Genomic DNA, 11,330 nt, shown 5'->3' with positions numbered 1-11,330 from the left:
CCTGCTGCTCAAAAGAGCAGGATACATCGTAGTGTCACCTAGAACAAAGCTGGTCCCAGCCCTTGATCACGCGCCCGGTGCCAATCACACACTGGAACGGCTTGCCGCGCTCCCAGGAAGAATCGAACACCGTGCCGTCTTCCAGGGTGCCGGTGTATTGAGTGGTGATCAGCGCGCCCTTCACCACGGTTTTGCCGGTGCCGGGGCGGATGTCGGTGATTCGGAGTTCTTCGGTGCTCATAGGGCGCTCGTTGACGGTACAAAAGGGTGGGTTTTCCCAGAATCGGGTGGGTTTGGCAAGTGTGAAGGTGGAACCGTCGCTGGAGGGCATGCACTCGAGTTAACGCGGTGTCGTTCAGGGGGTTTGTACCTCTGCGGCGAATCCTTCTCCGTAGATTCGGGCTGGACAGAGCCCTGCTTCAGGGGAGCAATTGATACCGTGATAGCCATTTGTAATAGAACCCAAGCCAATTTCAACGGAGGCTTTACCATGCATGACTACCCAATCTACAAAGCCGAACCATAAAAGAAAGAGACTACAACTCAAGGGGAATCACCTGACTTTCAATTAAACATTCGGTCGCCTCTTATAAACGCCCAACCGACTCCCGGTTGTATAACAATAAGAGGTCACCGCCATGAGCGAACCAGCAAGCCCCGCCCGCGTAGCAGTCATCCAACTGGACCCTCAGGTTGGCATGAACAACCGGTCCAGCAACCTGCATCAAAGTCTTGCACTGGCGACCGAAGCTGCAAACGGTGGAGCCAACCTGATCGTACTGCCCGAGCTCACCAATTGCGGGTATTTCTTCAGCAGTCGCCAGGATGCCTTTGATCATGCCGAGCTGATTCCAGGCGGCGAAAGTGTGCGGGCATGGATAGATTTTGCCTGCAAACACCAGGTGTACCTGGTGACAGGCCTGTGTGAAATAGACGGTATGCAGTTGTTCAACACAGCTGTGCTGCTAGGTCCCGACGGGTTCATCGGCAAATACCGCAAGGCACATCTATGGAACCTGGAAAAACTCTGGTTCACTCCGGGTGATACCGGATTTCCAGTATTTGAAACACCGATAGGCCGTATTGGCTTGCTGATTTGTTGGGATATCTGGTTCCCGGAGGTGCCACGTATTCTCAGCCAGCAGGGCGCCGATATTATTTGCAGCCTGAACAATTGGGTATGGACGCCACCGCCGCTATTCGATGAGGCAGGCAAATGCATGGCGTCGTACCTGACGATGACCGCCGCCCACGTCAATAACGTGTTTATCGCTGCCGCCAGCCGCATCGGCGAAGAGCGTGAAGCGCGTTACCTCGGATGCTCGTTGATTGCCGGAACCAACGGCTGGCCGATTGGCGCGGTAGCTTCAGCCAATCGCCAGGAAATCCTGTTCGCCGACGTTGATATCACCAGCGCCCGCAGTGCTCCGATCTGGAACAGCCTCAATGACCTGCAGCGTGATCGACGCATTGATCTCTACGATCAAATGCTCGGCTACTCCCGACACCCTGCCCTTCCACGCTGATCGGAGGGCGCTATATGAAAACCTTCATTACCGAAACGAGGGCCCGCCGGTCCAGGGTAGATCTCACCGTCCTGATGTTGGGGTTTGCCAGCATGGTACTGGTGCTCTGGGTGGCGCTCAGCAATCAATGGTCATGGCCGGGCTACGCCGAAATGGTTGCAAGCCTGCCCCATCCTGTTGCCTGGCTTCGATGGATAGTCGGGGATATCAGCGAAGTAGCCTTCTATAAGCACGAATTGGCATCACTCGGTTTGTTGAGCGGCGCCTACCTGGCATGGTGGGCGAGCAAGCACGGTAAAGCCTGGCAAGGATTTTCTATTTCCTACGGAACAGGGCTATGGCCTTGGCTGGTGACAAGTTCACTGCTGGGGCTAATGCTGAGTAATCTTCTGTGGGGCTGGAGCGTCACTGCACAGACCTGGCAGCCAACGTTTGCGGCATTCGTCTCGTTACCGGCAGCCATGGTGCTGATGTTCGGCGGTGGCTGGAAAGTTGCTGTAAACGGTGCTGTATTGGGCGCATTGCTGGTGACACCCATTTGCATGCTGATCGTGAACTTCGTATGCGTTCCACTGGGTCTTCCAGTGGTGATCGGCAACGTGGTGGGCATGGCGATCGGCAGTGTCATTGCGTTTGTACTGTGTCGTCGAGTGCCGTCGTTGGTGAGTTCTGACTACATAGCCCCCGCCAAGCCAGCACCCGCCAGACCGCCCACTTACGGTATTGTTTGGAGCCTGCGTCGGGTGCTGGCAGATTTTTCCGAAGCGCCTTTTTTCGGCAACGAGCTCGCCAGTCTCGGGTTGCTGGCAGGTGTGCTGGTGGCCTATGCACTGAACCCGATCAGCCCGGCGTATGGATCAGGCCTGGTCTTGCCCCTGCTGGCGGCCCAAGCGTTGACATCGGCGTTGGGCGTCGCGATCTGGCGAAAACAGTGGATGAAACGAGGCTGGTATCCGACCTACGTTCCGCTGGTCTCTGTAGTCCCGGCGGCTGTATTGACCCATGGTGGCAGTTGGACAGTCATCGCTTCAAGTGCACTGCTCGGGGCGCTGATCGCTCCGCCACTGGCCTCTGCGATTGCGGGGCGCTTGCCCGTACACTTTCATCCGTATATAGGCAATGTCACTTCCATGGCGTTGAGTACGTTGATGATAGTGCCTCTGGTAGGCTGGTTGATCAAGATGTAGATCCTCCCCCACGCTGCACTATTCATGCAGCGTGGGGAACAGCGTTTACCCTCTTACAACCACCGCCAAAACCGACTCCAAAACCCCCGCCCCAAATCATCCTTGCACCGCGCATATTGCGCCGCATACATCTGCGAACGCGCCTGTACCTTGCTGGCCACTGGCGGCAACCACGCCTTCGCGGCATAGGTGCGCTGGCGGTAGCCGCCCCAGCCTTCGTGGTAGTTCAGGTACTGGCCGTAAGCGTCGTATTTGTATACGCCGTTAACGGTGTAGGTCTTGTCCATGTACCAACCGACAAAGTCGATGGCGTCGTCGAAGTCCTGGCGGCTGGCGCCGCTGCGGCCAGTACTCTTGCGGTAGTCGTTCCACACCTCGTCCTTGGCCTGGGCGTAGCCGGCAGCGGTGGAAACGCGGCCCCAGGGGATGATCCACAACAGGTATTTGCGTGGGGCCAGGGCGTCCTGGTGGAAGCCGGACTCCTGATACATGATGGCGAACGGCACCTGGATCGGCACGCCCCAGCGTTTTTGCGTGACTTTGGCGGCGTCGTACCAGTCGTCCTTTTCGCGGAAGATACCGCAGAGGTCATTGGGCGTGCGTGGCGGCGAGGTGCCGCACGCCGCCAGCATGGATGTGAGTAATAACAGTCCGACAGCTTTGCCTGCACTCAAGGGGCACCTTTGCGGGATACGCGTAAAAGGCCGGCATTTTACCCATTCATTGAGGTTGATGCCGACCTGTCATCCGCACCTGCCCAACTGATCCAGCAACCGGATGGCTGCCGACGGTGGCAGGTTTGATGCCGGCGAAAAGCAGCGTCCTTGCTGCACACGCCGTTAAGCCAACGGCACTCGACGCGTGGTCAGGGCCATGCGTCCCACAAAGAAACTCAGCGCTGCGCCCAGCAGCAACATAGCCAAGGTGCTCCAAGCCGCACGGGAGAGTTGTTGAGCCGCCACTTCACCGGCTTCACGGGCTTTCTGCTCGGCCTGCTGCTTCAACTCATCGACCTTTTGCATGGCTTGTTGGTAAGCCTGGGCATAGTTGTCGACGATCTGCGTGGCCTCTGCCTTGCTCTTACCGGTGCGGGCAGCAACGATGTTGACCAACGCGTCTTTATCCGCAGCATTCAACGCAGGCTCACCAGACGCTTTGACACGCTCGAACCATTGCTTCAACTGATCGCCCGCCTGGGCCGGGTTGATCGCAGCGTCGGTGGCGGTCTGTTTGCCATCGGCGGCGGCCTGATCGGATTTCTGTTCGACGTTGGCCGGGTCCAGCTCAGGCTTGCCGCTTTGCTTGAGCAAGGTGTCGAGTTCACCTTGCAGGCTGTTCCAATCCAGCTGGATGCCCTGCTCGTTCAGTTGCTGCTTGACGCTGTCGCCAAGGCCCGGCGCTGCCGCCGCGATGCCGCTTCCGGCTGCCGACAGGCCCTTGCCCACCACATTACCGGCGGTGCCGACGACACTGGCGGCCAGCCCGGCCAGCAGCCAAGTAGTGAGCAAGGTGGTCAGGGTCCAGGTGAGCACGCCGTGCAGGCCGCCACGATCCGGGGCGGTCCGCCCAGCCACAAAGGCCCCCACGCCGATTGCCACCAGCGTCGAGACGAACAGCCAGATCCCCGCGCCCGTGCCAAAACCGCTGAGCGGGTTGCCCGCCTTCATCGGGTCGACAGCGCTGGCACCGATGGCCGTTCCCAGCACACTCAGCACCAGGTAGGTCACCAGCGCAATTGCACTACCGGCCAGCACGGAACTCCAGGACACGCGAAACAGCGAACGGTTGGCTTCATAGACAGTGGTCATGTTCGATCCTTTTACAGTGATTGACCATTTCAGTCTGGCGAGCCTGCGGCTTGCCGTCCCCGCTCAAATGCACCAGGTCATCTAGTGCATTCGTACCCCGTATTGCGGATTTTCTTTGCACTATCCTGAGGTGCGGATGTCGTACTTTCCATGCGCCCAAAACCCCGGAGATCTCATGACCCAGGACGTTCTAGCCAAAGAAACCAACCGTCGCCAACTGCAGCAGATCATCTCCGGGCTGTCCGACGGTGTGATTCTGGCCGAGATGGATCAAACTATTCTCTGGGCCAACGAAGCAGCCCTCGCCATGCATGGTGTGGGCGACGTGATGGGGCTAGGGGCCGATGGCCAGCAATATGCCAAGCGCTTCGCCCTGCGCTACCGCAACAACCACCCAATACAGCCAGAAAACTACCCGTTGGCCCGAGCGGCCGCGGGCGATGAATTCAGCGACGTGGTGGTGGAAGTCACGCCCACTGCCGATGAAGAGAAAACCTGGGTCCACCGCCTGCGCAGCCTGGTGATCACCGACTCCCGTGGCGAGCCTGAATTACTGGTACTGATCCTCAGCGACGCCACCGAATGGGCCAGCGCCGAACAGCGCTTCGAAAAAACCTTCAACGCCAACCCGGCGCCGGCGGTGATCTGTCGCCTGAGTGACTTGCGTTACATCAAGGTCAACCAGGGTTTCCTGGAAATGACCGGCTACAACCGCGACCAGGTCATCGGTAAATCCGTCTATGAGCTGGATGTGCTGGAACAGGCCGAACGCAAGGACCTGGCCATCCAGCGCCTGGGTGAAGGCGCCACCATCCCGCAGATGCAGGCCGAGCTGCGTTTGCCTGAGGGCGGCAGCAAATTGGTGATTGTTGCCGGTCAGCCTTTGGACATGAACGAAGAAGACTGCATGCTGTTTTCGTTCATGGATCTGGAGCCGCGGCGCAAAGCAGAAATCGCGCTGCGCCAGAGTGAGGAGCGCTTCGCCAAATCCTTCCGCCTGACGCCCGTTCCGACCCTGGTGTGCAGCGCCAGCAACCGCCAGGTAGTGGATATCAACGAAGCCTTCATGAGCATCACCGGCTACACCAGCGAAGAGCTGATCGGCAAGTCCATCGAAGACATCAGCTTTATCGACAGCCCCCAGGCGGGCGCGCAGTTGTTCACCACCCTGGAAAAAGCCGGCAACCTCGACGGCCAGGACCTCAAGGTGCGCAAGAAAGGCAATGAGGTGATCGACTGCGTGGTGTCCGCCGACACCGTGATCATTGAGGACGTGCCGTGCTACCTATTGGTGATGATGAACATCACCGAACGCAAACGCTCCGAGCTGGAGCTGGTGGCGGCCATCGAGGAAGTGATGCAGGACGCCTCGTGGTTCAGCCAGACGCTGATCGAAAAACTCGCCAACGCCAAAAGCGTCAACAGCCCCAACAAGCCGAATATCGCCTACACCGACCTCACCGCCCGTGAGCGTGACGTGCTCGGCCTGATCTGTGAGGGCCTGGCCGACAAAGAGATCGCCTCACGCCTGACACTGGCGCCCAATACCGTGCGTAACCATGTGGCCACGGTGTATTCGAAATTGGGCGTGCACAGCCGCAGCGCGGCCATCGTTTGGGCCCGTGAGCGCGGGCTGTTTGCCGGGGAATTGCGTGTTAAGAAGTAGGCCATGAAAGTGCAAATGCACTAGTGTGGCTAGTGCGAATTCGCCTTATTGCAACGCGAGGCGCGCCCTACCCTTCAGGGAACGAACATTTTGCCCTGAAGGAACTTGCATGTTTACCCTCTCGCAACTGCGAAATTGCATCGAAGAAGGCCTGTCGCCACTGACGTGTGAGTTCACCCTGTGCAGGGACGCGTCGCTGACCCTCAAGGTCTACGACGCCGAAACCGGCCGGGTCGACCTGGTGGTGACCGGGATCAGCACCAATCGGCTGCAAACCCCGCAAGAAGTCGAAAAGATGGTGGAAGAGTTGCGGTACGAACTGCACAGCAACACCATGGGCAAGCTCACGCTGGATGATTTGCCTTTAACGACGCCCCGATGAAATAGAACACCCCGCCCCCGACGATGAACGCTCCCAGCATGTAAAACATGTAGTGGGCCGGTAGGCTGGCCAGCACTAGCCCACACAGCACCGGCCCCAGAGCCGCCCCCAGGTTGGACAGATTCTGCGCCCCGTAGTACATGCCGCGCAGGTGGTCCGGGGCAATTCGGTCGATAAACATGTACTCGGCCGGAAACACGATGATCTCCCCCACCGTGAACACCGCCATCGCCAGCACCCACCACAACACACTGGTGGACAGCGCGAATCCGACGATTCCCAACATGAACATGCCCAGACCCGCGATCAGCCACTGGCCCAGGTAGCGGTGCGAAATACGCCGCCCGATCACGTATTGCAGGGTAATCACCAACACCGCGTTGGTGGTCAGCACAGCGCTGACCACGGTGTAGGTGTATTCGGCGGTGGTGGTGGTCACCAGGTATTGCGACAGCCACGCGGTGAACTGACCGAACACCACGGCGCTGAGCACGCCGCCTAGGGTGAAGCAGACCAGGCGATGATCCCTTAACAACACCCGGCCGACGGCAAGGAACGGCACTGGCTTTTGCGTGGCATCCACGGTCGTCAGAGTACGGTCGCCCCAGCGCCAGTACAGCAGGAAAAAACTCACCCCCAGCAGCGCCGAAAGGATGAACGGCAAGCTGATATCCAGCTTGGCAATCATCGCCCCGAAAAAAGGCCCTACGGCATAGCCAATATTGGTCAGGGTGTACTTGATGGAAAACACTTCGCTACGTGCATCTTCGGGCAACAGGCTGGCGAAGCCGGCTTTGACGGCGATATCGATTACCGCGTAAGCCAGGTTGATCAGGATCAGGCAGCTGTAGAACGCCCAGATATTCCGCGCCAGCACGGTGCCGATGAAGCCCAGCACAAACAACACGCTGAAGGCCAGCAGCAACCGATAACTGTTGATACGGTCGACCAGAAACCCGCCATACACGCTGAGCAGCGAGCCGACGATCAGCGAACTGCCGATCACCAGACCGACCTGTGTGATATCGAGGGCGAAGTGACTGGTGAGGTAAATCACCAGGTACGGAAACGTGATTGCCTTGGCCAGCGTGAGCAGCAACGTGGCGGACAGCAGCAGGTTAACGGTGCGGGGGTAGTTTCTTATTGTGGCAAGCATCCTGCTCTCTTTCCTTGAAGGTAACGCGGACTTTTCAGCCGGTTACCTTAACTCAAGAACAGGGCAGAAATGCAAGGTCATTTCTTGACGGGCGTGATCTCAAGGATGGTGCCGTTGGTGGTCTTGAGCAGCACGAATTTATCGCCCACCCGCGCCCACTGGCTGTCTTCTTCAGGCTGTTTGAGGCCGCGTTTTTTCCAGTCGCTGACAGCCGACTCCTTGCGCATCAGGATATCAGGCGCACGGTCGCCTTCTTTCAGGTCGCGGGTGTTGATGTTCGAAGGTTGCACGGTTTCCTGAGGGGTATCACCGGCCTGCACGACGAAGCTGGCGGTGGACAGGCTGGTGGCGACCAGCAGGCAGGCGAGTAGGGATCTGGACTTCATGGGTGCTCCTTCAATGAATGGTGCGTACCCAACTTCGGACCGCTAGCGCGCATGATCATTCAATCAAGCCTCACACCCAACCGCTTTAAGGACGTCATTGCCTGCGTGAAATAAATCCTGTAATTTTTCATGAAATTTATCGAAATAAATTTCATGACCCCACAAGAAGAACTCGCCACCCTCGCCGCGCTGATCCACGACCTGCGCAAGCACAAAAAGCTTACCCTCGCCCAGCTCGCGCAAAAAATCGAGCGCTCGGTGGGTTTCCTGTCCCAGGTCGAGCGCGGCCTGTCACGCCCGACGGTGGCGGACCTCACCGCCATCAGCCACGCGCTCGATGTCCCGACCACCTACTTCTACAGCCAGCCCAAGCCCAAGGCCGTGGACTGGATCACGCGCCCCAACGAGCGGCGCACGGTGTATTACGCCAATGGCATCACCGACATCCTCGTCTCGCCGAGCATGAACGGCGCCTTTTCGATGCTCGACAGCCTGTTGGCGCCCGGTGCCAACAGCGGCGAACAAACCATGAGCGACCGCGCCGAGCAGGCCGGTTTTGTGCTGGAGGGCGAGTTGACGCTGTGGGTAGAGGGTGAGGCCGACTCCGTCACCCTCGGCCCCGGCGACAGCTTTCACCTGGCCAGCTTTGCCCATTGCCGCTACGCCAATCTGACCGACCTGCCCGCCCGCGTGTTGTGGGTTTACAACTAGGAGCTGCACCCGTGAAAAGCCATGCCTCCACGTTACTGGCCGAAGTCCGGACCTTTCGCCAGAACCATCCCGACGTGCGCTATGTCGACCTGATCGCCCTGGACATTCCCGGGCATTTCTACGGCAAGCGTTATCCCATCGAGATGCTGGAAAAAGTCGCCGCCGGCAGCCCGTTGAAGCTACCGCAAAACGCCGTGCTGCTGGGGGTCCAGGGCGGGCTGTTCAAGATTGGCGACTATTGCTTCAACGACGGCGACCCGGATGCCAACCGCCGCTTGGTGCCGGGCACGCTCAAGCCGGTGAGTTGGGAATCGCAGCCATTGGGTCAGATGCTGATCACATCAGACGGCACCGAAGCGCCCATCGAATTCGAACCCCGTGAAGTGCTGGCCAAAGTGCTGGAGCGCCTGCAGCACAAGGGTATTCACCCGGTGGTGGCGTTCGAGCTGGAGTTTTATCTGTTCGACAAAAAACTCGACAACGGGCTGCCGCAATTTGCTCGCGACCCACTGAGCGATGACGCCGACGACCAGCCCAACCTGCATATCGAACGGCTGTCGCGCTTCAGTGAAGTGCTGGACGACATGGCGCAAACCGCCAAGGACCAGGGCGTAGACATTACGGTGATAACCGCTGAAATCGGACCCGGTCAGTTTGAGATCAACTTCGGTCACCTCGACGATGGAATGCGCGCCGCCGACTGGGCCGCCCTGTTCTGCCGCAGCACCCGGGGCGTGGCGCTCAAGCACGGTTACCGCGCCAGCTTCATGGCCAAGCCCTACCTGCAATACCCCGGCAGCGGCATGCACGTGCATGTCAGCCTGTATGACGGCGCGGGCAATAACCTGCTGGCGGCGCACCAGCAGCAACCGTTGCGCCATGCCGTGGCCGGTTGCCTGGAATTGTTGCCCCACTGCATGCCGATCTTCTCGCCCAACCACAACGCCTTCCGCCGCCTGGGCGCTACGGTCAACGCCGCCACCCGTGCGAGCTGGGGTTTTGAAGACCGCGACGCGTGCGTGCGCATCCCCGAGTCCGACCCACGCAACCTGCGCATCGAGCATCGCCTGGCCAGTGCCGATGCCAACCCGTATCTGGTGCTGGCGGCGATCCTCGTCGGCCTGGAGCACGGCCTGGAAACCAAGCACGAACCCATCGCCCCGCTGAACGAGGACCGCAGCAGCGGCACTGACTTCCCCCTGGAAATGCTCGACGCCGTGCGCGCCATGCAGCATCAACCGGTATTGCGCGATAAGCTGGGCGCCGAATTTGTCGACGTGTACTGCGAAAACAAACGCCAGGACCATCTGGCCTTCCAACAAGAGATCCACGCGCGGGAATACCGCTGGTTTCTCTAACCGCCACTGGAATCACCGATGACCGACCAAAGCGCCCCGGCCCTCAAGGACATTTTCAACGTCGAACGCCTGCAACACATCGCCAATGAGATGACGGCGGTGTACCCGGCGTTCGACGCCAAGGGCTTCCTCAAGCACGCCAAGGCCGGGTTGGCCGAGTTGTCGGTGATGCAGCGCATGGCGCGGGTCAGCGAGAGTCTGTACGCGGTGATCCCGCTGGACTATCCGCAGACCCTCAAGGTGCTTTACGCGCTGGCCCCGCGCCTGAACAGCGCGTTTGTCAGCCTGTTCCTGCCGCATTTCGTGGCGAGTTACGGGCTGGATGACTTCAAGCGCTCCATGGCCGCGCTCAAGTACTTCACCACCTTTGGCTCCGCCGAATTCGCCATCCGCCACTTTTTGCTGCACGATTTCCCGCGCACGCTGGCGGTGATGCAAGCCTGGTCGCTGGATGACAACGAGCACGTGCGCCGCCTCGCCAGTGAAGGTTCAAGACCGCGCCTGCCGTGGTCATTCCGCCTGGCCCAGGTGCAGGCTGACCCTGAGCTGTGCGCGTTGATCCTCGACAACCTCAAGGCCGACAGCAGTCTCTACGTGCGCAAGTCCGTGGCCAACCACCTCAATGACATCACCAAGGATCATCCGGACTGGGTGCTCAGCCTGATCGAGGGCTGGAGCCTGGATAACCCTCATACCGCGTGGATCGCCCGCCATGCCTTGCGCAGCCTGATCAAGCAAGGCAACACCCGCGCGCTGACGATCATCGGCGCCGGCGCCAAGGCCGAGGTGCAGATCCACCACCTGCAGGTCACGCCAGCGGTGATCAACCTGGGCGAACGCATCAACCTCTCCTTCACCCTCGAATCTACGGCCGCCACGCCACAGAAGCTGGTGGTGGACTACGCCATCGACTACGTGAAAAGCGCCGGCCACAGTGCGGCGAAGGTATTCAAGCTCAAGGCGTTTACCCTCGGCGCGGGTGAGCGTCACAGCCTGCGACGCGAGCAACATATCCGCGAGTTGACCACGCGTAAGCATTACCCCGGCAAACACGTGGTCCACGTGCTGATCAACGGAGAGAAGCTAGCCAGCGCCGACTTCGAACTGCGAGACGACTGACACAAATCAAAGAAAAGGCTCTAGAACGGGC

General features: G+C 59.4%; 11 protein-coding genes and 2 pseudogenes. 8 read left to right on the top strand and 5 right to left on the bottom strand.

Translation table 11 applies throughout. The annotated features are described in order from the left end of the window. Positions 1-49 precede the first annotated feature (49 nt). Positions 50-241: pseudogene (locus tag AB4N92_RS22685) on the bottom strand (FKBP-type peptidyl-prolyl cis-trans isomerase); the annotation flags it as partial. A 120-nt stretch (positions 242-361) separates the two neighbouring features. Between AB4N92_RS22685 and AB4N92_RS22680 the strand changes: the two are divergent. The 3 genes and pseudogenes from AB4N92_RS22680 to AB4N92_RS22670 all read left to right on the top strand — a co-directional run. Continuing rightward, positions 362-526 (top strand): annotated as a pseudogene (locus tag AB4N92_RS22680) (FAD-dependent oxidoreductase); the annotation flags it as partial. Between the two features lie 112 nt (positions 527-638). Continuing rightward, on the top strand, positions 639-1,526 hold the full coding sequence (locus AB4N92_RS22675) for a nitrilase family protein (protein ID WP_010211295.1): 888 nt from the start codon (positions 639-641) through the stop codon (positions 1,524-1,526). Positions 1,527-1,540: 14 nt separating this feature from the next. Further along, positions 1,541-2,713 (top strand): hypothetical protein, encoded by a 1,173-nt coding sequence (locus tag AB4N92_RS22670; RefSeq protein WP_010211296.1) that lies wholly within the window; start codon positions 1,541-1,543, stop codon positions 2,711-2,713. Positions 2,714-2,766: 53 nt separating this feature from the next. Here the strand turns inward: AB4N92_RS22670 and AB4N92_RS22665 are convergent, their stop codons facing one another. Together AB4N92_RS22665 and AB4N92_RS22660 are read right to left on the bottom strand one after the other, a co-directional pair. Then, positions 2,767-3,387 carry a transglycosylase SLT domain-containing protein gene (locus AB4N92_RS22665; protein WP_021493370.1) on the bottom strand — a complete coding sequence of 207 codons (621 nt, stop codon included), beginning with the start codon at positions 3,385-3,387 and terminating at the stop codon, positions 2,767-2,769. Between the two features lie 165 nt (positions 3,388-3,552). Further along, on the bottom strand, positions 3,553-4,521 hold the full coding sequence (locus AB4N92_RS22660) for a hypothetical protein (protein WP_183703908.1): 969 nt from the start codon (positions 4,519-4,521) through the stop codon (positions 3,553-3,555). Between the two features lie 175 nt (positions 4,522-4,696). Between AB4N92_RS22660 and AB4N92_RS22655 the strand changes: the two genes are divergently transcribed. Beyond that, complete coding sequence (locus AB4N92_RS22655; protein WP_010211302.1) at positions 4,697-6,187, top strand: PAS domain S-box protein; 1,491 nt, start codon at positions 4,697-4,699, stop codon at positions 6,185-6,187. A gap of 109 nt (positions 6,188-6,296) precedes the next feature. Next, positions 6,297-6,569 carry a DUF1652 domain-containing protein gene (locus AB4N92_RS22650; RefSeq protein ID WP_010211303.1) on the top strand — a complete coding sequence of 91 codons (273 nt, stop codon included), beginning with the start codon at positions 6,297-6,299 and terminating at the stop codon, positions 6,567-6,569. Here the strand turns inward: AB4N92_RS22650 and AB4N92_RS22645 are convergent. Next, entirely contained in the window at positions 6,532-7,725 is a 1,194-nt protein-coding gene (locus tag AB4N92_RS22645) for an MFS transporter (protein ID WP_010211304.1), read from the bottom strand. The genes AB4N92_RS22650 and AB4N92_RS22645 overlap by 38 nt on opposite strands. A gap of 77 nt (positions 7,726-7,802) precedes the next feature. After that, positions 7,803-8,111, bottom strand: coding sequence for an RcnB family protein (locus tag AB4N92_RS22640; RefSeq protein WP_010211305.1), 309 nt, complete (start codon positions 8,109-8,111; stop codon positions 7,803-7,805). A gap of 153 nt (positions 8,112-8,264) precedes the next feature. On the opposite strand from AB4N92_RS22640, the gene AB4N92_RS22635 reads away from it, so the two are divergent. From AB4N92_RS22635 to AB4N92_RS22625, 3 genes are read left to right on the top strand one after another with little or no spacing between them, the layout of a single operon-like run. Then, on the top strand, positions 8,265-8,822 hold the full coding sequence (locus tag AB4N92_RS22635) for a helix-turn-helix domain-containing protein (RefSeq protein WP_010211306.1): 558 nt from the start codon (positions 8,265-8,267) through the stop codon (positions 8,820-8,822). An 11-nt stretch (positions 8,823-8,833) separates the two neighbouring features. Next, positions 8,834-10,180: a glutamine synthetase family protein gene (locus tag AB4N92_RS22630; RefSeq protein ID WP_010211307.1), complete on the top strand. Its 1,347-nt coding sequence runs from the start codon at positions 8,834-8,836 to the stop codon at positions 10,178-10,180. An 18-nt stretch (positions 10,181-10,198) separates the two neighbouring features. After that, entirely contained in the window at positions 10,199-11,299 is a 1,101-nt protein-coding gene (locus tag AB4N92_RS22625; protein WP_021493371.1) for a DNA alkylation repair protein, read from the top strand. The last annotated feature ends 31 nt before the right edge of the window (positions 11,300-11,330 follow it).

The organism is Pseudomonas sp. S3_A09 (assembly GCF_054668065.1).
The sequence above is the reverse complement of the archived record's forward strand: the minus strand, read 5'-3'. Positions and strand labels throughout refer to the sequence as shown.

Bases quoted from the DNA above. Each gene is read 5' to 3' on its own strand.
- AB4N92_RS22645 (WP_010211304.1), bottom strand. From the start codon at position 7,725: ATGCTTGCCACAATAAGAAACTACCCCCGCACCGTTAACCTGCTGCTG.
- AB4N92_RS22670 (WP_010211296.1), top strand. From the start codon at position 1,541: ATGAAAACCTTCATTACCGAAACGAGGGCCCGCCGGTCCAGGGTAGAT.
- AB4N92_RS22625 (WP_021493371.1), top strand. From the start codon at position 10,199: ATGACCGACCAAAGCGCCCCGGCCCTCAAGGACATTTTCAACGTCGAA.
- AB4N92_RS22635 (WP_010211306.1), top strand. From the start codon at position 8,265: ATGACCCCACAAGAAGAACTCGCCACCCTCGCCGCGCTGATCCACGAC.
- AB4N92_RS22640 (WP_010211305.1), bottom strand. From the start codon at position 8,111: ATGAAGTCCAGATCCCTACTCGCCTGCCTGCTGGTCGCCACCAGCCTG.
- AB4N92_RS22675 (WP_010211295.1), top strand. From the start codon at position 639: ATGAGCGAACCAGCAAGCCCCGCCCGCGTAGCAGTCATCCAACTGGAC.
- AB4N92_RS22650 (WP_010211303.1), top strand. From the start codon at position 6,297: ATGTTTACCCTCTCGCAACTGCGAAATTGCATCGAAGAAGGCCTGTCG.
- AB4N92_RS22655 (WP_010211302.1), top strand. From the start codon at position 4,697: ATGACCCAGGACGTTCTAGCCAAAGAAACCAACCGTCGCCAACTGCAG.
- AB4N92_RS22660 (WP_183703908.1), bottom strand. From the start codon at position 4,521: ATGACCACTGTCTATGAAGCCAACCGTTCGCTGTTTCGCGTGTCCTGG.